The organism is Marinitoga okinawensis (assembly GCF_055387075.1).
The window spans coordinates 1,526,913-1,549,396 of sequence record NZ_AP042422.1 but is presented as its reverse complement, the minus strand read 5'-3'; the positions used below and the strand labels follow the sequence as shown (position 1 = coordinate 1,549,396).

21 protein-coding genes and 1 tRNA gene are annotated in these 22,484 nt (G+C 26.8%); 14 read left to right on the top strand and 8 right to left on the bottom strand.

What is annotated here, in order from left to right; genetic code table 11:
• The first annotated feature begins 7 nt into the window (after window positions 1-7).
• The 4 genes from groL (at window position 8) to tpiA (ending at window position 5,365) form a co-directional block, all read left to right on the top strand.
• Window positions 8-1,627, top strand: a complete 1,620-nt coding sequence (gene groL / locus ACZ5CK_RS07630; RefSeq protein ID WP_464581228.1) for a chaperonin GroEL — start codon at window positions 8-10, stop codon at window positions 1,625-1,627.
• Window positions 1,628-1,813: 186 nt separating this feature from the next.
• The gene (locus ACZ5CK_RS07625; protein WP_464581226.1) at window positions 1,814-2,197 is read left to right on the top strand and encodes a YbaB/EbfC family nucleoid-associated protein; all 384 of its coding nucleotides are present in this window, start codon (window positions 1,814-1,816) and stop codon (window positions 2,195-2,197) included.
• A gap of 128 nt (window positions 2,198-2,325) precedes the next feature.
• Window positions 2,326-3,330 (top strand): type I glyceraldehyde-3-phosphate dehydrogenase, encoded by a 1,005-nt coding sequence (gene gap / locus ACZ5CK_RS07620; RefSeq protein WP_464581225.1) that lies wholly within the window; start codon window positions 2,326-2,328, stop codon window positions 3,328-3,330.
• A gap of 67 nt (window positions 3,331-3,397) precedes the next feature.
• The gene (gene tpiA, locus ACZ5CK_RS07615) at window positions 3,398-5,365 is read left to right on the top strand and encodes a triose-phosphate isomerase (protein ID WP_464581224.1); all 1,968 of its coding nucleotides are present in this window, start codon (window positions 3,398-3,400) and stop codon (window positions 5,363-5,365) included.
• A 26-nt stretch (window positions 5,366-5,391) separates the two neighbouring features.
• Here tpiA and ACZ5CK_RS07610 read toward each other — a convergent pair whose 3' ends face one another.
• Genes ACZ5CK_RS07610 through ACZ5CK_RS07595 form a run of 4 tightly spaced genes read right to left on the bottom strand, consistent with a single transcriptional unit; the run spans window position 5,392 to window position 9,761 of the window.
• Window positions 5,392-6,246 carry a methyl-accepting chemotaxis protein gene (locus ACZ5CK_RS07610; protein ID WP_464581223.1) on the bottom strand — a complete coding sequence of 285 codons (855 nt, stop codon included), beginning with the start codon at window positions 6,244-6,246 and terminating at the stop codon, window positions 5,392-5,394.
• Between the two features lie 11 nt (window positions 6,247-6,257).
• Window positions 6,258-7,013: an oxygen-binding di-iron domain-containing protein gene (locus tag ACZ5CK_RS07605; RefSeq protein WP_464581222.1), complete on the bottom strand. Its 756-nt coding sequence runs from the start codon at window positions 7,011-7,013 to the stop codon at window positions 6,258-6,260.
• Window positions 7,014-7,017: 4 nt separating this feature from the next.
• Complete coding sequence (locus ACZ5CK_RS07600; protein ID WP_464581221.1) at window positions 7,018-7,782, bottom strand: oxygen-binding di-iron domain-containing protein; 765 nt, start codon at window positions 7,780-7,782, stop codon at window positions 7,018-7,020.
• 11 nt (window positions 7,783-7,793) lie between these two features.
• Complete coding sequence (locus ACZ5CK_RS07595) at window positions 7,794-9,761, bottom strand: hypothetical protein (protein ID WP_464581220.1); 1,968 nt, start codon at window positions 9,759-9,761, stop codon at window positions 7,794-7,796.
• Window positions 9,762-9,889: 128 nt separating this feature from the next.
• Here ACZ5CK_RS07595 and ACZ5CK_RS07590 point away from each other — a divergent pair, with 128 nt between their 5' ends.
• Window positions 9,890-10,159 (top strand): acylphosphatase, encoded by a 270-nt coding sequence (locus ACZ5CK_RS07590; protein ID WP_464581219.1) that lies wholly within the window; start codon window positions 9,890-9,892, stop codon window positions 10,157-10,159.
• Between the two features lie 22 nt (window positions 10,160-10,181).
• On the top strand, window positions 10,182-11,405 hold the full coding sequence (locus ACZ5CK_RS07585) for an alkaline phosphatase family protein (RefSeq protein WP_464581218.1): 1,224 nt from the start codon (window positions 10,182-10,184) through the stop codon (window positions 11,403-11,405).
• Here the strand turns inward: ACZ5CK_RS07585 and ACZ5CK_RS07580 are convergent.
• Window positions 11,361-12,521, bottom strand: a complete 1,161-nt coding sequence (locus tag ACZ5CK_RS07580; protein ID WP_464581217.1) for a hypothetical protein — start codon at window positions 12,519-12,521, stop codon at window positions 11,361-11,363. The genes ACZ5CK_RS07585 and ACZ5CK_RS07580 overlap by 45 nt on opposite strands.
• A gap of 149 nt (window positions 12,522-12,670) precedes the next feature.
• Here ACZ5CK_RS07580 and ACZ5CK_RS07575 point away from each other — a divergent pair.
• The 5 genes from ACZ5CK_RS07575 (at window position 12,671) to ACZ5CK_RS07555 (ending at window position 16,129) form a co-directional block, all read left to right on the top strand.
• Window positions 12,671-12,746: transfer RNA gene (locus ACZ5CK_RS07575), tRNA-Pro, on the top strand.
• A 103-nt stretch (window positions 12,747-12,849) separates the two neighbouring features.
• Window positions 12,850-14,811: a hypothetical protein gene (locus tag ACZ5CK_RS07570; RefSeq protein ID WP_464581216.1), complete on the top strand. Its 1,962-nt coding sequence runs from the start codon at window positions 12,850-12,852 to the stop codon at window positions 14,809-14,811.
• A 91-nt stretch (window positions 14,812-14,902) separates the two neighbouring features.
• Window positions 14,903-15,463: a sigma-70 family RNA polymerase sigma factor gene (locus tag ACZ5CK_RS07565; protein ID WP_464581215.1), complete on the top strand. Its 561-nt coding sequence runs from the start codon at window positions 14,903-14,905 to the stop codon at window positions 15,461-15,463.
• Entirely contained in the window at window positions 15,460-15,669 is a 210-nt protein-coding gene (locus tag ACZ5CK_RS07560) for a hypothetical protein (protein ID WP_464581214.1), read from the top strand. The genes ACZ5CK_RS07565 and ACZ5CK_RS07560 overlap by 4 nt, the downstream gene beginning before the upstream one ends.
• Before the next feature lies 1 nt (window position 15,670).
• A complete protein-coding gene (locus ACZ5CK_RS07555; RefSeq protein ID WP_464581213.1) occupies window positions 15,671-16,129 on the top strand; it encodes a SoxR reducing system RseC family protein in 459 nt (152 codons plus the stop codon).
• 309 nt (window positions 16,130-16,438) lie between these two features.
• Here the strand turns inward: ACZ5CK_RS07555 and ACZ5CK_RS07550 are convergent, their stop codons facing one another.
• The 3 genes from ACZ5CK_RS07550 to ACZ5CK_RS07540 all read right to left on the bottom strand — a co-directional run bounded on the left by ACZ5CK_RS07550 (window position 16,439) and on the right by ACZ5CK_RS07540 (window position 20,722).
• Window positions 16,439-17,320: an MFS transporter gene (locus ACZ5CK_RS07550; RefSeq protein WP_464581212.1), complete on the bottom strand. Its 882-nt coding sequence runs from the start codon at window positions 17,318-17,320 to the stop codon at window positions 16,439-16,441.
• Window positions 17,321-17,468: 148 nt separating this feature from the next.
• Entirely contained in the window at window positions 17,469-19,067 is a 1,599-nt protein-coding gene (locus ACZ5CK_RS07545; RefSeq protein WP_464581211.1) for an IS1634 family transposase, read from the bottom strand.
• 422 nt (window positions 19,068-19,489) lie between these two features.
• Window positions 19,490-20,722, bottom strand: coding sequence for an MFS transporter (locus ACZ5CK_RS07540; RefSeq protein WP_464581210.1), 1,233 nt, complete (start codon window positions 20,720-20,722; stop codon window positions 19,490-19,492).
• A 417-nt stretch (window positions 20,723-21,139) separates the two neighbouring features.
• Between ACZ5CK_RS07540 and ACZ5CK_RS07535 the strand changes: the two genes are divergently transcribed.
• The 3 genes from ACZ5CK_RS07535 to ACZ5CK_RS07525 all read left to right on the top strand — a co-directional run bounded on the left by ACZ5CK_RS07535 (window position 21,140) and on the right by ACZ5CK_RS07525 (window position 22,478).
• Entirely contained in the window at window positions 21,140-21,649 is a 510-nt protein-coding gene (locus ACZ5CK_RS07535; RefSeq protein ID WP_464581209.1) for a rubrerythrin family protein, read from the top strand.
• Window positions 21,650-21,660: 11 nt separating this feature from the next.
• Entirely contained in the window at window positions 21,661-22,017 is a 357-nt protein-coding gene (locus ACZ5CK_RS07530) for a class II SORL domain-containing protein (protein ID WP_464581208.1), read from the top strand.
• 212 nt (window positions 22,018-22,229) lie between these two features.
• Window positions 22,230-22,478 (top strand): TM1266 family iron-only hydrogenase system putative regulator, encoded by a 249-nt coding sequence (locus ACZ5CK_RS07525; RefSeq protein WP_464581207.1) that lies wholly within the window; start codon window positions 22,230-22,232, stop codon window positions 22,476-22,478.
• Window positions 22,479-22,484 lie beyond the last annotated feature (6 nt).

The window sequence follows — 22,484 nt, the reverse complement described above, 5'->3', positions numbered from 1 at the left end:
TTGTAAAATGGCTAAAATGATGATGTTTTCAGAAGAAGCAAGAAGAGCTCTTGAAAGAGGTGTAGATAAAGTTGCAAATGCTGTTAAAATAACTTTAGGTCCTAAAGGTAGAAATGTTGTATTAGAAAAAAGTTGGGGTTCACCAACAATAACAAATGATGGTGTTTCAATTGCTAAAGAAATAGAATTAAAAGATAAATTTGAAAATTTAGGTGCACAGTTAGTAAAAGAAGTAGCTTCTAAGACAAATGACGTCGCTGGTGACGGTACAACAACAGCTACAGTATTAGCTCAAGCAATGATTAGAGAAGGCTTAAAAAACGTAGCAGCAGGTGCTAATCCAATGTTAATGAAAAACGGTATCCAAAAAGCTGCTGCAAAAGCTGTTGAAGAAATAAAAGTAATGAGTAAGAAATTATCTAACAAGGAAGATATTGCACATGTTGCTGCAATTTCTGCAAATAATCAAGAAATTGGAAACTTGATTGCTGATGCTATGGATAAAGTTGGAGAAGATGGAGTTATCACTGTAGAAGATTCGAAAACTATGGAAACATTTGTTGACTTTACAGAAGGTATGCAATTCGATAGAGGTTATATTTCACCATATTTTGTAACAGACACAGAAAAAATGGAAGCAATAATGAAAGATCCATATATTTTAATTACAGATAAGAAAATATCAACAGTTAAACCATTAATTCCTGTTTTAGAAAAAGTTGCACAAGCAGGTAAACCATTAGTAATTATTGCAGAAGATGTTGAAGGTGAAGCATTATCAACATTAGTATTAAATAAATTAAGAGGAACATTAGAATCTGTAGCTGTAAAAGCTCCAGGTTTTGGCGACAGAAGAAAAGCTATGTTACAAGATATTGCAATTTTAACAGGTGGCATTGTAATTAGCGAAGAAGTTGGTTTAACATTAGAAAATGTAACTTTAAATGACTTAGGTAGAGCAGATGTTGTAAAAGTAAGAAAAGATGACACCATAATCGTTGGTGGAAAAGGTAATGAAGAAGATATTAAAGAAAGGATTAAACAAATAAAAGCTCAAATTGAAAATACAACTTCAGAATATGAAAAAGAAACTTTACAAGAAAGACTTGCAAAAATGGCTGGTGGTGTTGCTGTAATTAAAGTTGGCGCAGCAACAGAAACAGAATTAAAAGAAATGAAACACAGAATAGAAGATGCTTTATCAGCAACAAGAGCAGCTGTTGAAGAAGGAATTGTCCCTGGTGGTGGTGTGACATTATTAAGAGCTAAAAAAGCTGTAGCTCCATTATTAGATGAATTAGAAGGTGACGAAAAAATAGGTGCTAAAGTTGTATATAGTGCTTTAGAAGCTCCAATTAGACAAATCGCATTAAATGCAGGAGTTGATGGTGCTATAATAATTGATAGAGTATTAGCAAAAGACGAAGTATCTTATGGTTACGATGCATTAAATGATGAATTTGTTGATATGTTTGAAAAAGGTATTATTGATCCTGCAAAAGTTACAAGAAGTGCTGTTCAAAATGCTGCATCTATCGCTTCAATGTTATTGACAACTGAAGTATTAGTAGTTGATGAACCAAAAGAAGAAAAAGCTCCAGAAATGCCTGATATGCCAGCATATTAATGATAATAATATGACCCTCCAGTGAATGCTGGAGGGTTTTTTAATAGATATGAAAAAATTTTCATATGAAAATGAGATTTTTTAATTTATTTAAACATAATCATTAAAATTTGAGATTTATGGTATAATATAACTGATAATAGGTAATAAACAATATTTCAAATATATAAAAGCGAGGGGAAAGAAATGGCTAAAAAAATTCGAGGTTTAGGTGGAAGAAGCTTAAAATCTTCTGGTGGAAAAAAAAATGATATTATGAAATTAATGCAAGAGGCTCAAAAAACTCAAGAATTAATGGAACAAGAAATGAAAGCTTTTGAAAACGAACTTGCTTTAAAAGAATTTGATGCAACAAGCGGTGGCGGAGTAGTAAAGGTTATAGTTACAGGAGATTTAAGAGTAAAAGATATTTTTATTTCTGATGAATTATCTGATGAAGAATTCGAAATAGTAAAGGATATGATAATTGCTGCTACTAATGAAGCAATTGAAAAAGCTAAACAGTTTAAAGAAGAAGAAACTGAAAAAATATCTCAAAAATATTTAGGTGGATTAAATTTAGGAATGTAATTAACAATATTTAAATATAATCAACTTTAAAACTTTAAATATGAAAAATATAACCTTTAAATATAAGGTATATAATACAATTAGAGAAAAATATAACAATTTATTATAATTCAGGAGGTGTTTTTAAAATGGGTATTAAAATTGCTATTAACGGTTTTGGAAGAATTGGTAGAGTAGTATTTAGAGAAATGATGAAAAGAGGAAATTTTGATATCGTTGCTATAAACGATTTAACAGATCCAAAAACTTTAGCTCACTTATTAAAATATGATAGTGTTCACGGAAAATTTGATGGAACAGTAGAAGTTGTTGAAGGCGGATTTGTTGTTAATGGTAAAGAAATTAAAGTATTTGCAGAAAGAGATCCAAGAAACTTACCTTGGGGAGATTTAGGAGTAGATATTGTTATAGAATCAACAGGAGTTTTCAGAAATAAAGAAAAAGCTATGCCACATATCGAAGCAGGAGCTAAAAAAGTAATTATAACTGCTCCAGCAAAAGGCGATGTAGATTTAACAGTTGTTTTAGGAGTTAACGATGAATTATTATCAAAAGATCATGTTGTAGTTTCAAATGCATCATGTACAACAAATTCAATTGCTCCTGTAGTTAAAGTATTAAATGATAAATTTGGTATAAAATCCGGATTATTAACCACAGTTCATTCATTTACAAATGACCAAAGAGTTTTAGATTTACCACATTCAGATTTAAGAAGAGCAAGAGCTGCTGCAGTTAATATTATTCCTACAACAACAGGTGCTGCAAAAGCTGTAGGAATTGTTATTCCAGAATTGCAAGGAAAATTAGATGGTATGGCTATAAGGGTTCCAACTCCAGATGGTTCAATCACAGACTTAACAGTTGTTGTTGAAAAAGCTACAACTGCTGAAGAAGTAAATGCTGTAATGAAAGAAGCATCAGAAACTTACTTAAAAGGTATTTTAGGTTACAATGAAGAAATGATTGTTTCTTCAGATATAGTTGGAACAACTTTTGCTGGCATTTTTGATGCAACATTGACTAAAGTAATGGATGGAACATTGGTAAAAGTTGCTTCATGGTATGATAATGAATATGGTTATTCATCAAGAGTTGTAGATTTAGCAGAAAGAATGTATGAATTACTTTAATAATAAAAGATAAATAAGGGGACTTATAAGTCCCCTTTTTTGAAAGAAATGATAAGGAGGTATGAAAATGAATAAAATGACTATTAAAGATGTGGATTTAAAAGGTAAAAAAGTTATAATGAGAGTAGATTTTAATGTTCCAATGAAAGATGGAGTTATTACTAATGATAAAAGAATAAAAGCAGCATTACCTACAATAAAACATGCATTAAAAGAAGGTGCAAAAGTTATATTATTATCTCACTTAGGAAGACCTAAAGGAGAACCTAAACCAGAATTCTCATTAAAGCCAGTAGCAGAAAGATTAGGAGAATTATTGGAGCAAGAAGTAAAATTTGTTCCAGAAGTTGTTGGAGAAAATGTTAAAAAAGCTGTCGAAGAGTTAAATGAAGGTGAAGTATTATTATTAGAAAATACACGATACATGAAAGGTGAAACAAAAAATGATCCAGAGTTAGCAAAACAATGGGCAGATTTAGCAGATATCCATGTAAATGATGCATTTGGTACTGCACATAGATCTCACGCTTCAAATGTAGGAATTGCACAATTTATTCCAAGTGTAGCAGGTTTTTTAATGGAAAAAGAAATTAAATTTTTATCCAAAGCTACAGCAAATCCAGAAAAACCATATGTAGTAATTTTAGGTGGTGCAAAAGTTTCTGATAAAATAGGAGTTATTAACAATTTATTAGAAAAAGCAGATAAGATTTTAATTGGCGGCGCTATGATGTTTACTTTCTTAAAAGCCTTAGGAAAAGAAATAGGTTCTTCAAGATTTGAAGAAGATAAGGTGGAATTAGCTAAAGAATTGTTAGAAAAAGCTAATGAAAAGGGTGTTGAGATTGTTTTACCAGTTGATGCTATAGTAGCTCAAAAATTAGAAGCTGGCGTTGAGAAAAAAATAGTAAAAATTGATGATGGTATAGAAGATGGATGGATGGGATTAGATATTGGTCCAGAAAGTATTGAATTATTTAAGTCAAAGTTAAATGGTGCAAAAACAGTTGTATGGAATGGACCTATGGGCGTTTTTGAAATAGAAGATTTTGCAACAGGAACAAAAGAAGTTGCAATGATGGTTGCAGATATCACAGAAGAAGGCGCAACAACAATAATAGGTGGTGGCGATAGTGCAGCTGCTATAGAACTTTTTGGACTTGAAAGAAAAGTTTCTCATGTTTCAACAGGTGGAGGCGCTTCATTAGAATTCTTGGAAGGTAAAGAGCTACCTGGTATTGCAAGCATAGCTTCCAAAAAAAAAATAAATAAAAGAAAATATATTTTAGCTGGTAATTGGAAAATGAATAAAACAAATATAGAAGCTGCTGAATTTATTTCAAAATTAACAGCTACTATAGGAAAAGAAAAAAAGTTTGATGTAATAATTGCTCCAACATTTTTGGCTTTAGAAAAAGCCGTTGATTTAACTGCAAGTACAAATATAAGCGTTGCTGCACAAAATATGCATTTTGAAGATAAAGGAGCATTTACAGGTGAAATTTCAGCAGATATGTTAAAAGCAATAGGTGTGAATTATGTAATACTGGGACATTCTGAAAGAAGAAATATTTTTGGAGAAACAGATGAACTTATCAATAAAAAAATAAAAAAAGCATTAGAGAAAGATTTAACTCCTATATTTTGTATAGGTGAAAAATTGGAAGAAAGAGAAAAAGATTTAACATTTAATGTTATAGAAAAACAAATAAAAGAAGGTTTTTACGGTTTAAACAAAGATGAAGCTAAAAAAATAATTGTTGCTTATGAACCAGTTTGGGCAATAGGTACAGGAAAAGTGGCTACACCAGAGCAAGCAGAAGAAGTCCATGCATATATAAGAAAATTATTATCGGAAATTTATGACGAAGATACAGCTGATTCAATTACCATTTTATATGGCGGTAGTGTAAAACCAAATAATTATTTTGGATTATTCACAAAACCAAATATTGATGGTGGATTAGTTGGTGGCGCTTCATTAAAAGAATCCTTTATAGAATTAGCAGATATAATGAGAACTATTATATTATAAAAATATAGCAGGGATAAAATTCCCTGCTATATTTTTATATTTTTTATATCTTTTTGCATCTTTAAAACATTTTTTATTACAGCATTAAGCATTGAAATTGTATTTATTAAATTTATTATATCATCTTTAGACATACTTAAATTTCCAATATTTTCTTCCAAAATTAATGTGTTCGATTCCAATAAACTTACCAATTCATCCAAAAACTTTTCATTCTTTTCAAGAATATCTAAAGAATCTTCAGTTACTCCTGCAACTAATTCAAATAATTCAGAAATGTAATTTATTTTTTCTAATACAGTTTCTATTTCTTCTGAAAGATTCCTTATCTTATCATTTATTTGTTTTGCACTTTCATTTGTTTCTGTTGATAATTTTTGTATTTCTTCTGCTACAACAGCAAAACCCCTACCATGTTCTTTTGCTTTTGCTGCTTCAATAGATGCATTAATAGACAACATATTTGTTTTTTTAGCTATTTTATTTATATTCTTAGTTATTTCTTTAACCTCATCAAAACTTTCTAAAGCGTTTGATACTAAATTAATAGATTCAGAAACATCTATTTTTACCTGATTTAAATTTCCACCAACATTATGCAATTTATTTATGATATTTTTATTAAGCTCAGAAACTTTATTTTTTTCTATACTACTGTTTTTTGACATATCTTCTATTGAATGAGCAATATCTGTGGTATTTTCAATTGTTTCAATTATTTTATGTCCCACATCATTTGTTATTTTACTAGCTTTTTCAAATCTTTTGCCTAAAACTTCATCCAAATTTTCTATAAATGAGGTTAAAATATTTTCATGGTATATACTTTGCGAAATTTTTTCGATTGTATTCTTTAAATTGTTTATATTTTTATTACTCATTTTTTCACTTCCTAATAAATTTTATCAATGATATCTACTCCGCATTTTAAATCTTTAAACCAATTTAGAAATTTTAAATATTCATTCTTCTTAAACAATAAACCGTGCTGCGGCGTCATTATTTCGACATCAAGTTTAGAAACTAAATTCACCCATTTTTTTGCAGCAACATTGGATGCCATATATCGTTGATGAAATCCTTTCATAAATTCTATATAATTTTCAAAATCTTCTACAAAGATTTTTTCTTCAGAAGGTTGAACAATACCGACTCCAATATCCCCAGAAAATAATATTTTAGATATAGGATCATATAATGAAAAATTACCAAGAGAATGCAAGAAATGTGCAGGTATTATTTTTAAAGATTCTCCATCTGAAAATTTTATTTCTCCTCCTTTATCTTCAATAGGTACCAAACTAGAAGAATCAAAAACTCCAAAATGTGGTAGAAATCTTTCCCACAATCCAGAAATATAAATTTTTGCATTTTCTAAAGTTGAACTCCATAAAGCAACTCCTGAAGAAACGTCTGGATCTTGATGAGTATAAAATATTGCTTTTATATTATCTGTATCAATATGCTCCGAAACATTAGCAAGTACTCTTGGAAAAACATGAACTCCACCTGGATCTAATAATACTCCTTCATTATTATGAATTACTAAAAATTGATTCGTAAAAATACTTTCTAAATTATTTTTTTCTACTCCCAAATAAATAAATTTATGATTTTCATTTTCAAATAAAACAATAGAATTTGACATTTTTCTACCCCCTATTATATATGTTTCCTATTATATCCTCGCCACATTTCAGTTCTCTAAACCAATCCAAAAATTCTAAATATTCTTTCTTTCTAAATAACAATCCATGTTGCGGAACCATCATTTCAACGTCAAGGTTTTCAACCTTTGAAATCCACATATTAACAATTTTATTTGAAGACATATATCTTTTATGAAACCACTCCATCTCTTTTTTATATTCATTAAAATTATCCACAAATATTTTTTTAAACGAAGGTTGAATTATACCAACTCCAATATCTCCAGAAAACAATACTTTTGATGTAGGATCATAAAGTGTAAAATTTCCTGAAGAATGCAAAAAATGTGCAGGTATAAATTGTAACTCCACACCATCTTCAAAATAATATTTTCCACCATAATCCTCTATTAAAGAAACTTTAGATTTGTTATATACTCCATAATGAGGCATAAATCTATCCCACAACCTAGAAAAATAATATTTAGCATTTGGTAAATGAATATCCCATAGACTCAATCCTGCAGCAACATCAGGATCTTGGTGTGAGAAAAAAACACCTTTTATATTTCTCAAATCTATATATTTTGATACATTTGAAAAAACCCTGGAGAACACATGGGAGCCTCCTGGGTCTATTAAAAATCCTTCATTATTATGAATTATTAAATATTGATTTGTAAATATCCCTTCAACATTCAACCTTTCTAATCCCAAATGAATAAATTTATGATCATCATTTTCAAATAAAAGAAAAGAAGAATTCATATGTTCATCCCCTAGTTATTAAATTCCCCAAAAGTCATCCAAAACAATTTTTTTACATATATTGGATTTTCTGGATTTTGAATATTAAATATCATTAAACCATTTTTGCCATCAGCAACATAAAGATAATTATCTTTTACATATAAGTCTTTAGTATTTCCAGGTGTATTTATCATAGATAATATCTTTCCGTTATTTAAATCAATAATTGCAAATCCTTCTTCACCTAAAGCTGCAAATCCCAAATTATTAAATATCTTAAATTTTTCTACTCCAGAATTATTAATATTTATAACTTTTTCAATAAATGGATTTTCTGGATCATTTATATCGACGACATAGACTCCCGGATTTCCTATAGGAACAGTATTATTCTTTAATACAGTATATTTCCAATCAACTGCAACATAAGCTTTATCTCCTTTTATTTCAATATTCTTTGCAAATCCATTTATTCTAAACTTTGGAGATAAATGATTTATTTTATTTTCAACTATTTTAAATGTTTCGAACCCAACATCATCGGTAGTTAAAAATAGATAATCACCTTTTTTAACTACATCCATAGCCCTTCCTGTTACCCTGTTAATAGACAATATTTGAGGCTTATTTTTATTTTCAATATCTAAAACAACTAAATCTTTATAAGCATCAGCAATATAAGCTCTGTTTCCATCAATTACAAAATTATTAGTATATCCTAAAATAACATTATTATTTTCCTTCACATCAACATAATTAGATAATAATACAGGTTTATTTATATTTGAAATATCAAAAATTGTAAATCCATTTTGTCTATCAGCAACATACGCATATTTATTATTAGCATAAATATTTACAGCATCATTTAAGGTTTTTTCTAATCTCCTAGGTAATAATTTTAAATTTAACGTTTTCTTTGAAGTTATTTCTTTTGGATTTTCAGGATTGGATATATCAAACACAATCATTCCATCTTTTTTATCGGCTGCATATAAGTAATCTCCTGATATATATAATCCTTGTAAATCAGTATGATTATTAAATTCTTTAACTAACTCAGGAGATTTTGGATTAGATATATTATATATTTCCAATCCTCCCCAATCATCGGTTACTACTAAATAATTATCATTTAACATTTTTAAATCAATTGGAGTATTAACTGTATAATGTTGAAAAACAGGTTTAATTTTCTCGTTTTTATCTTCTGAGGGTTTAATAATATCCTTTAAATTAAAAACTTCTAACCCATACCATTTATCTGTTACATATAAGTAATTACCATTTTTTAAAATTGCATTTACTCCTCCACCTGTATCAACTGTTTTTACAAGAAATGGCAATAACTTAAAAGATATATCAAATACAGAAATTCCTTTTGCTCCATCTAATGTATATATATATGAACCATCTATATATATTTTTTGTACATCCCCTCCAGTTTTTAGATGTCTCATATACTTATATGATCCATTAGATTTAGAATATATTGCTAAACCCTTTATTCCATCTGCTACATACAAATAATTATCTACAAATTCAAAATCATAAGTATCACCAATAGAATTAATTCTAAAACCTTTTACTACTTTATCTCCCCTTATTTTAAATGGAATAATCTCGCTTTTATACACAGAAACATAAATAGTATCTTCATATTTTTTTATTTGAGTTGGATAATCTTTTAATTCAAATATTTGAGATGTGTTTTTTTCTAAATCGATAAAATAAATCTTTTTTGATTTTAATCCTATAACCATATATTTATTATCAACATAAAATGATGTAACTTTAGAATCGAAAAAAACAGGTACATTTTTAATACTTAAAATATTTGGATATGACGCAATAAGCTTTGGATTTAATGCATTTTCAAAATTTATCAGGCTAACACCTTCCTCATAGCTATTTATAAACAACGTATTTGTGGAATTTGCTATTATCAACACTGAAAATAGCAAAAAAACTGTTAGCAAATGTAATTTTATTTTCATATTCAAAAACTTCCCCCTTTCAAAATTTTTATTTCTTACGTATAGTATACCAGAAAAAAGCTAAAATTTGACGATGTTAAATTAAAAATGGTAAAATATATATAAATATTTTTTTAGGAGGATTTATTATGATTGCTAAAAAATATATTATATCAGGAAGAGTACAAGGTGTAGGATTTAGATGGTTTATAAAAAAAATTGCAGAAACACTTGATATCAAAGGATATGTTATGAATTTACCAAATGGAGATGTGGAAATTTGGGCAGAATGTACAGAAAAAAGTCATGATAAATTAAAATATTTTATTTTAAAAGGAAATGGCATTTCATTTGTTGAAAATATAAAAGAGGAATTTGTTCCACCAAATGGTTATACTTATTTTTATATAAAACATTAATTATTGAAAGCAGGTGTATAAAATGTGGAAAAATATATTAAAAGAAATTTATAATAATAAAATAGAAGGTGTAGGAATACTACCTCATTATGAAAAATACTCTATTTTAAATATTTCTAATTGGATAATTGATAATTTTGGAGGAGAGTCTTTTCATCCTCCTTACCCTATCCCTTTCAAAAATAAAAAACATGTTATTTTATTTTTGATAGATGCTATGAGTTATAATACATTTAAATTAGTTTTGAAAGAACATAAAAACGAATTCCCACTTTTAAGAAAAAAACATTTTTTACCAGCAACTTCTGTATTTCCATCAACTACCGCTAATGCTATTACAACATTTATGACTGCAAAATCACCAGCTGAACATGGTATATTAGGATATATTTTATTTTTTAAAGAATTAGGTTCATTAGTTAATATGATAGACTTTTCTCCTTTATATGGAGGAAAGGGAATATTTGAACCCTATCTAGTTAATGATATATTAAAAATGAATACTATTCATGAGACATTAAATGATTTAGATGTAAAAACATTTATTCACACACATTCTGAAATTGTTGGAAGTGGATTAAGCAAAATACATAATAATGGAAGCAATATAAAAGGCTATAAATCATTAGTTGAATTATTTGGAATGGTTTATGATAAACTTATAGACTTTTCAAAAAATGGCGATAAATCATATCAATTTGCTTATTACTCGCATGTTGATAGCATTGGACATAAATATGGTGCAAAAGATTATAAATATAAATCACAAATATATTGGTTTTTAAAGATGTTAGAAGAAGAATTTCTTAAAAAAATTACTGATGATATATTAAAAGATACCATAATACTCATAACTGCAGATCATGGAATGCTTGAGAGTCCTTTAACCAAAGAAATAAGATTTTCTAATGACGATGATATTTCTAAGTATTTATCTGTTCCCCCAGGTGGAGAAATGAGAATGATGTATTTTTATACAAAAAACAGAAAAGAATTTTCCGATTTTTTTAACTCAAATTATAAAGATTATGGTAATTTAATAAGTATTGATGAAGCAGAAAAATTTAATCTTTTTGGAAATAAATTAAATAAAACATTCAAAGAACGTATTGGAGATTTTGTAATGATTTCAAAAAGTAACTATAGTTTTGTTTACAAATACGGCAGCTCTTTTGTTCATCTTAAAGGAAAACACGGAGGATTATCTTTTCATGAAATGATTGTTCCTTTGATAATTTTTGGATAATATTAATAATAAAATAGAATTAAAAAAAATATATGAATTAACAAAAACATATAATTTATCATAAAAAATATATGTAAATATCGAATAAAATATTCCACCTAAAGCTAGCATAAACAACATCAATTTAATACTTTTGGTGGGATTAAATTTATTAAGATCTACGAAACTATAGTGCAATGATATATTCCATATAATTGTTTGAACAAATATATTTAGAGATAAAAAATCTAAAATATAATAACCATTATCTAAAAATAAACTAAAAAAACTAATAATCATTAGGAGCAATGTAAGCACTTTCATAAGTGTAAAAATGTTATATTTATTATATAAAAAGATAGAGAAAATATATCCAATTAATATTGAGAATGAAAAAATAATAATTCCAATATTTGATAACATATAATCGTTAAGATATATCATTAATATATTTTTTATATTCATTGATAACGTGTAATAATTAGTACCTACTAAAAAATATAAAATAGAGTATATCAATATATTTTTATTTTTTAAATAGAACGAATTCTCATTAAAATCCTTAAATTTATATATATAAGACATACTTTTAAGTCCAATTATCACAAATATTCCAGTAGATAACATTAAAAAAGCATATTTCCAACTTAATATCTGAGAAAAATAAAAAGCAACTATCGAAGCTAATATTGCTCCTAAAGCTCTTCCCCATCCAAAGGTTATGTCTTTTATGTTAACCCTTAGTTTATATTCTAAGTAAAAATTATTTAAATATAAAAACAAGTATCCAAACCATATACCAGTTAATAATCTCAAAACTAAAAAATAAACATAATTATTTATAAAAAATATCATTGAATATAACAAAACAAGAATTATTGAAACATTAAAAAATATATTTTTATTTTTTTTCTTTTCTGAATATAAAGTATTTCCAATTAACATACCTAAAAAAATGGCACCATTCAGAATATTATAGTTTTTTGGACTAATACCAAAATAAGTGTATATTTCAGTAGATAAAAATCCTTGAATAAATATACCATAGGATATATACATAAATATGAAAAATATAATTGGTATCAATAATTTTCCCATTAATTTTATTTCAAAATTTAAATAATCATTTTCATTCATATAATACACTTCCTTATATCCTAAAAAATAGGAAAAATTTATCAAATAAATTATATTATATACCTCTCAAAAAGTCAAACTAAATTTTTAATATTTAAATTAGCAATTATTGACTACAAAAATAAAATATGGTATAATAGTGTGCGACTCGGGGCGTGGCGCAGATGGGAGCGCGTTTGCATGGGGCGCAAAAGGTCGCTGGTTCAAGTCCAGTCGCCCCGACCAAAGCCAACCTAATGGTTGGCTTTTTTATTTATTTAAATAAAATTAGGAATGATTTTTTTATTATAGAATAATATATTGAATAAAAATAATAGAGGTGATTAATTTGAAATTGAAATTTATTATACTTGCAATATCTGCTTTTATAGTTGTAATGACGGGTGTCGTTATTTTACCAATTGTTTTTAAAAATGACCCCCCTTCAATACCGGATTTATATACTCCTAAAAATGGAGCTGTAAATATTCCGGTAAATACTGTGTTTACATGGACTGCAAGTGATCCTGATGGTGATACTCTAACCTATGATTTATATTTATCAACTGATAGAAACAAATTAACTCCTATAGCTTCAAATTTAACAGAAAGTTCTTTTTCTAAGGTATTAAATTATAATAAAACTTATTATTGGAAAGTTGTTGCTAAAGATAAAAAACATAAAACTGATAGTGATATCTGGTTATTTAGTACGGAAAATGCTATACCATTAAAACCTCATGATCCAAAACCTGCTGATGGTGAAACCAATGTCCCACTTATTACAAATTTAAGTTGGGAATGTGAAGACCTTGATGGCGATAAAATTCATTACGATGTATATTTAGGACGTTCTATAGATACAATGAAACCACTTGCAACTGGTATAGAAGAAAATACCTTAGAAGTAAATTTAAAAGAAGATGCCAGATATTATTGGAAAGTTGTTGCTAAAGATGGACATGGTGGTATTAGATATGGAGAAATTTGGGCATTCCAGACTAAATCCGTAAAAGAGTTAGGAAAACCTTTTGATCCTACTCCAACTAATGACGCTACCAATTTAGAAACCAATATAACCTTAAAATGGAAATACGATGGTAAAGAAGCTTTGTTTGATGTTTATTTGGGATTAGATCCAAATGATCTATCATTAATTGCACAAGATTTAGGTTATCAATTCTATGATATTTCTGTTGATTATGGAAAAGATTATTATTGGAAGGTTGTTGCGAAATCAGAGAATGAATCAAAAGAAAGCTCTATATGGAATTTTTCAACAAAACCTTTATTAATAACAGAAGAAGTTACCGAAATTTCAACTCCTTTAACTGTAGATAGCACTGTTATTACTAAAGAATCAACATTAATCACATCAGACTCTACTACATTATCAATAAAAAACGTAAAAGAAAATAAAAAATATGTATATACTACCGGAAGTGGCATTGGAATGTACATTATAGACGTTACAGAACCTAAAAAACCAAAAATTATAAATCATGTATATACTGAAGGTTGGGCTGTTGGATTATATGTTAGAGATAAACACGCATATATTGCAGATTGGATAAATGGTGTAATAGTTGCAGATATAAGTAATATTAATCATCCTGTTAAAGTTGCAAAACTCAAAACATTTGGAAAAGTTTACTCAATATTTGCCAAAAATAATATTGCATATATTTTAGAAGGTAGTTCTGGAATGGAAGTTGTAAAAATTAATGACGATTATTCATTAAGCACATTAAGTTACCTGGAATTAAAGGGGTCTTCAGGAAGAATTTTTGTAGATGGCAATTATGCTTATATTCCTATGGGATATGATGGATTTGTAATAGTTGATGTGTCAGATCCTAAAATTCCAAAACTCCTAAGCTATTTTGATGCTGAAGGATTTGCTTATAACGTTGTTGTAAGTAATGATACAGCTTATCTTGCTGATGGGGATAAAGGATTAAAAATAATTAATGTAAAGGATAAAAAACATCCTAAATTAATTTCTAAATTAAATATTAATTCAGAATGGGGAAGAGTTCATTTTGATCCTATAAGTAACGTTGTATTTTATGCCGAAGGTGAAAAAGGTTTTTCATTAATCGATGTATCAAATAAATCAAAACCAATATTACTTTCAACTGTTAATACCAAAGGTTTTTGTTATGGAGGATATATAAGAGATAATTATCTATACGTTGCTGACGGTGAAAAAGGTCTTATCATATACGATATTTCTGATCCTGAAAATCCAATATTATTATCAAATCTAACAAATATTTATTTACAAAATATAATTCTCGAAGTTAAATGAATTTGAACAAAATATAATATTTATAGTCTAAAAGAATGTAACAGCCTCTTTTGTGGTATAATTTTAAAAAACCACAAAGAGGTGATTTTTCTTGAATGAAAAAAAATTAATTGAAAAATTAAAGAAGAAGGATAAAAACGCTTTTGAAGAATTATATAATACTTATGCTCCAAAAATTTATGTAACATTAAAAAAATTTGTCGATCAAAGTGAAATAGAAGATGCTCTCCAAGAAGTTTTTTATAAAATATTTAAAGGAATACATACATTTAGAGGAGATTCTAAATTATCTACATGGATTTATCAAATTACAATAAATGTTGGTAAAGACTATATAAGAAAAAAGATTAAAAACCCTGTTGAAAATATTGATTTAACTGAAAATTATTCAGAAGGATTAGGAATTCAACCAGAAGCAGACGTTAATGTATCTAATGAAGTTTTAGATGAAATGGAAATGGATAAGATAAATAAAATTATGGAAAATTTATCAGAAGAAGATCGAATACTTATAAAGCTAAGAGATATTGATGGTTTAAGTTATGACGAAATTGCTAAAAAATTAAATAAACCATTAGGCAGTGTAAAAAGTAGACTGCATTATGCACGAAAGAAATTCCAGAAACTTTTGAAGGAGGAAAATCTCGCATGATCGATGAAAAAAAATATGATTTAATGAACCAAATCTTGGATGGTGAGTGTTTAGAACAAATAGATCAAACTTTAGAAAAGGAAATAACAATGTATAAAACATATGTTAAGGCTTATTTTCTTTCTAAGGAAAGTTATACTATAGTAAATAAATATAAAAAGACAATAATCTCAAAAATACTTATAGATTTAGAAATGGAGGAGTAATATGAGAGAAGTTTTTGTTGTTAACTCTATAAATGAACATAACATAGATTTAATAAGTACTAGAAGTTCGAGTTGTGAAAGCTGTGCAATAAGCGGTGCATGTAATTTAACTGGAAGCAATAGCGAAAGGATCATGCGAATAGAAAAAAATCAATTTAAAAAGATGCCTAATATTGGTGATTATGTTATAGTAGAAATTCCAGATTTTTCTGTTTCTAAAATTTCTTTTATAATTTATGGGTTTCCTCTATTATCCTTTTTAATTGCATTATTAATTGCATATTCTATTACAGGCAAAGACATGATATCATTTTTATATGGTCTTCTTGGATTAGGAATTTCCTATGGAGTCATAGCTTATTTAGATAGAACAATATTTAAAAAGAAATATAAACCATCAGTTGTAGAAGTTTTACCTAAACAAAATAATTTGAACTTAAAATTAGGAATACAAAATTAAAATGGGCGGATTAATATCCGCCTATTATTGTAGCAATTTTTCTATATTTTAATAAATTACTAGAATGTCCAAAAAGTATAAAAAAATGAAGACTCGAAGATCGCCTAAGCATCGCTTCGCGAAAAAAATTAAATCTTATAAATTAAAATACCTATTTGTTTTAAACATGTATTAAATTATATTTTTAATATAAACCTTTATCTATTTTTAATGCTTGCATTAAAAATATGTTTATGAATAATTTTTAAAGATATGCAATCGAGCTGTCTGAGTGATTTTAACTTTTTGGACATTCTATAAATTACCAAATTATTTTTTTATAAAAATAAAATTAATTAGCATAAGCAAGGAAGATATAACAATTAAAGAAATACCTATGTCAAATTTATCAGCTATTAACCCCATTAAAGGAACTAATATTGCACCTAAAATAGTTTTTAATTGTGATTCAACAGATAATACAGAAGCTAATATATTGCTATTTATATTATCAGAAATATAAGCAACACCTATAGGTCGTCTAAGATTTTCTATTAAATAAATGCCGATGTATAATATTATTGAAAATAAGTATAGGTTATATTCATATAATATGCCACTAAAAATTCCAAAGATAAACCCTAAATTCATAGTTATTATTAATGGTGAAAATAGATTATTAAATCGTTCGGAAAAATATCCGGATTTTCTTGAAAAAAATGAAGTTGCTAAATATATTAGAAAATAAGTTATTCCAATAACAATAGAAGATCTTTTTGTATTATCTAAATAAATAAAAATAGGAAGAGCCAATGCAAAATTTTTCAAAACTGGTTGTAAAAAATCTTTTATTGCAGAATAATAACCGCTATATGTTGCTGTTAAAAATATGCTTTTTAAAAGGTTAATTCTTTTAAATGAAATTGCAAATTCCTTTAAAACATTAGAAAAAGATTTTTTAAAATTCTCTATATTAAATTCTTTTAATTCACCATCTAACTCCTTTGGATAAGTTAACATTAATATAAGATCTAAAATATAAGGTATAATTGATGCTAAAAAAATAGATTGATAACTACCTGAATAGAATACAATGCTTGCAGCTATTAATGATGATATTGCTGAGCCTAATTGAGAACATGATCTGGTATTTCCATAATAAAAAACTTTCATACCTTTCCAACCTTTGATTTTTAAATATTCAAGAATCATAGCTTTATGTGTCCCACCTGAGTTTGACACTACTTTTGTAACTCAAATTCTCAAAAAGAGAAATAATAAGAAAAACAGCGATTGTTAACTTTTTGTAAAAAGAGAAATTAGCCACACACCTCCCTCTTTTTAGCTATTCATGCGTATTTTAGAAGTATTTTCCTTTAAATTCATCTAAATCCATCATTTTTTTAGGTTTTTCTATTTCTAATATTTTTAATATTGATTTTTGAAATTCATTTAAATTGGCTCTTAATGCAAATAATTTGTCTTTTAATCTTACTTCTGAATATTCCATATTTTTAATAGTCTCTCTAATTTTTTCATGTGAATAATCAATGTTATTTTTTTCTAGTTCTAATTCTAATGTTCTTTGCATTATGTAAGATATGAAACTCATTACTATATGACCTTTTATTCTTTTAGGAGTCCAATGAAATATAGGTCTTGTTTCTAGATAATTTTTTAATGTTCTAAATGTTTCTTCTACTTTCCATAATGTATGATACTGTTCTAATATTTGTTTTGGATTTAATTTAGTATTTGTCATTATTCCATAATATCCATCGTATTTTTCATCATTTTTTATTTTTTCATTATCTAATATATAATTCTGTTTATTTTCTTCTTTTAAATATTTTTTAGCTCCTCTTTTATTCATTGAATCTACATTATTATTTTCAAGCATTTTCTTTGCTTTTTCAATTAATCTAAGTCTATCTGCTCTATCTTTTTTAGCTCTTTCTTCTGAATATATTATGAGTAATCTATTATTATCGTATTGAACTTCTCTATATTTTATTCCTTTTGCTATTTCTATGAATTCTCCATCAAATATATTTACTTTTTTTAATTGTTTAATTGATTTACCTACTATGAATTCATAATTGGAATTTTCTACTACTTCTATATTTTTTTTACTCATCATTCCTCTATCTGATACTACTATTACTTTTCCTAATTGATATTCTTTTTTCATTGTTTCAACTGCATCTTTAAATGTATGTCCTTCAAATGTATTACCTGGATATATATCAAAACTCACTGGCATTTTATCTTGATCTATTGACATACCTAATACTATTTGTGATTCATTAAATTTCTTATCTTTTGAATATCCCATTTGTAATATCTCATTTGTTTGTTGTGTTTCAAAGGCTAATGTAGTTACATCGTAAAATACTAAATCTACTGTTGTATTAAACAAACTTATTCTTTGATTATACAAATGTTTTTCTATACCTTCTTTATTTTCTGCTAATACATCTAATGTTCTATACAACCAATGCAACATAACTTCATCTTTTTCTAATTCTTTTCCTTCACTAACTTCTACTGGTGTATATCCTAAATATTCTAAATTATTAAATATTCCTAATTTACTCCTCGGTTCTATTATTCTATTCATTACCATTATTTTTAACATCTCTTCTACATCATATGTTGTATTCATCTTCTCAAAATATCTTTTCATTTCATATCTGTCAAATATCTTATTTACTATTAATCGTATTCCGTAATTCTTTCTTGCTATTTCTTCCATTAAATCATCATCTATTTTTTCGTATCCTTCTATTTCAAATATCCTTAACAAACTATCTACAAGTTTAATTATATCTTTTTTAGTGTAATTATCAACATTTCCAAAATTTACCACTGTCTTTTGTTTAACCTTCTTACCTTCTCTTACACTTTCCATTATCCTTAAATATCTCTTACCTTTAACTTTTGATATTTTAGGATACATTATAATCATCCCCTTTTAGTGGTTGTCATATATATTATACCACTAAAAGAAGCTAAATAACAATATGTATAGTTAATTATATGTAACAAAAGTTAGCCACACATTTTTTCGACTTCCTGAAAAATACGCACCTCAAACCCGCATTCTACCGTCCTATTTACCCAAAAATCGCCATTTTTGTGTCAAAGTCAGGAAAAAATGAAGACTCGAAGATCGCCTAAGCATCGCTTCGCGAAAAAAATTAAATCTTATAAATTAAAATACCTATTTGTTTTAAACATGTATTAAATTATATTTTTAATATAAACCTTTATCTATTTTTAATGCTTGCATTAAAAATATGTTTATGAATAATTTTTAAAGATATGCAATCGAGCTGTCTGAGTGATTTTAACTTTTTGGACATTCTATAAATTACCAAATTATTTTTTTATAAAAATAAAATTAATTAGCATAAGCAAGGAAGATATAACAATTAAAGAAATACCTATGTCAAATTTATCAGCTATTAACCCCATTAAAGGAACTAATATTGCACCTAAAATAGTTTTTAATTGTGATTCAACAGATAATACAGAAGCTAATATATTGCTATTTATATTATCAGAAATATAAGCAACACCTATAGGTCGTCTAAGATTTTCTATTAAATAAATGCCGATGTATAATATTATTGAAAATAAGTATAGGTTATATTCATATAATATGCCACTAAAAATTCCAAAGATAAACCCTAAATTCATAGTTATTATTAATGGTGAAAATAGATTATTAAATCGTTCGGAAAAATATCCGGATTTTCTTGAAAAAAATGAAGTTGCTAAATATATTAGAAAATAAGTTATTCCAATAACAATAGAAGATCTTTTTGTATTATCTAAATAAATAAAAATAGGAAGAGCCAATGCAAAATTTTTCAAAACTGGTTGTAAAAAATCTTTTATTGCAGAATAATAACCGCTATATGTTGCTGTTAAAAATATGCTTTTTAAAAGGTTAATTCTTTTAAATGAAATTGCAAATTCCTTTAAAACATTAGAAAAAGATTTTTTAAAATTCTCTATATTAAATTCTTTTAATTCACCATCTAACTCCTTTGGATAAGTTAACATTAATATAAGATCTAAAATATAAGGTATAATTGATGCTAAAAAAATAGATTGATAACTACCTGAATAGAATACAATGCTTGCAGCTATTAATGATGATATTGCTGAGCCTAATTGAGAACATGATCTGGTATTTCCATAATAAAAAACTTTCATACCTTTCCAACCTTTGATTTTTAAATATTCAAGAATCATAGCTTTATGTGTCCCACTTCTAAAAGCTTCACCAAAAGCATAAATAATCATTGAAAGAGAAAAAATATAAAAACTCTTAGAAATATAAAAGATAAAGAAGGAAATAATGTAGCTTGAGAAAGAAAAAACCATAGATCTTCTTCGTCCTATAGAATCTGCAACAATACCAGTAGGTATTTCTAAAATATTAGTTGAAATTTTCATTATTGAATAGAGAATACCTATTTGAAAATAAGACAATCCTTTTTCAAGAAAAAAAAGTATTAAGAATGGTTCGAAAAATCGAAGATTTTTTAAGAATCCATATGCACAAAATTTATAAAATTGTATATCTTTATATTTTCTGTCCATCCTTACCCTCCACATAGTTAATTTGTCATACAAATTATTATACCATAAAATATTCTATTAAAAATTAGAATTAAATTTTAAAAAATTTTTAAAGTTATATTTTTATATTTCATATATTATATTGTCCAAAAAGTTAAAATTACTCAGATAGTTAGATTTCAAATCTTAAAAAAATGAATAAAACTATAAAATAATGTTCTTCACCCAGTGAAAATTCTGAACCTTCAAAGGTTTATCACATTATTTTTATAAGTTTTATTTTATGAAAATTGGTCAAGTTTCGAGCCTTCGTTTTTTATATATCTTCTATAGTTATTTTGTAATAATAAAGCAATGAAAACTTAATCTATATTGTATAGAATATTATTGAAATAATTTTAATTTTGTATTTATTAAATTTAAAAAGGGGGAAATAATATGGTTGAAAGAGAAATGACAAGAAAATTTTTAGAAGATGCATTTTGTGGGGAATCAAAAGCTCATATGAAATATTCTATTTACGCTGAAGATGCTGAAGCACAGGGTAAAAAGAATTTAGCAAAATTATGGAGAGCCATTGCATATGCAGAATTTGTTCATGCTAGAAATCATTTTAAAGCATTAGGCTATTTAGGCGCAGTTGATGCTAATTTAGAAGATTCTGCAGATGGAGAACATTTTGAAATAGAAGAAATGTATCCTGTATATAAAAATTCCGCAGAATTTCAAAAAGAACAAGAAGCTGTTAGAAGTGCTCATTTTGCATTAGAAGCAGAAAAAATTCATGAAAAAATGTATAATGATGCAAGAGAATATTTAAAATCTAATGAAGATTTAGAAGATAAACAAATTTTTATTTGTGAAGTTTGTGGATATACTACATTCGATGCTGCTCCAGAAAAATGTCCAGTTTGTGGAGCACCTAAAGAAAAATTCAAAGAATTTTGAGGAGGGATAATATGAAACTAGGGGATGTAATTAAAAGTGCTGATTTTAAAAATGAAAAACACGTTCCAGTAATAGATGCACCAGAAAAAGTTAAAGCTGGTGAATTATTTAAAGTAGAAGTACAAGTTGGAAAGGATATTCCACATCCAAATACTATAGAACACCATATTTCATGGATTGATTTATATGTTCAATTTGAGGGAAATCCAAATACAGTTCATTTAGGAAGATTTGAATTTGGCCCATCTGTAACAGAACCGCATGTAATTACACATATAAAACTCGATAAAAAAGGAACTTTAATAGCTCATTCATATTGTAATCTACATGGTTTATGGGAATCAGAAAAAGAAATAGATGTTGAATAAAATAAGCGAGCTTTTGGCTCGCTTATTTTATTGTATTTACTATTTTTTACTTCTTAACATTTTTGCAATATGCGAATGTTATAATAATCACAAATAAATGTGAATAATTTCTCCTGAGATGAAGGGTGAAAACCTAACATCAAGGGAGGGGAAAGAAAAGGAATATAATATTCCCCTTCCTTGATGTATAAAAAAGGAAGGGGGTTTTTATATTGGAAAAAAAGATTAGTACTATTTCTATAATTGTATATAACAGAAAATTAGCTTATCAAAAAGTAAGTGATATTTTACACAATTATGGTGAAAAGATTCTTTTAAGAGTGGGGTATCCAATGAAAGAGAAGGGTATAGCTATAATATTTTTAGTTGTTGAAATGACAACTGATGAATTAGGAGCTTTATCAGGCAAATTAGGTCAGGTTGAATCTGTCAAAGTGAAGACAAATACTTTAAGAATATGAGGTGAG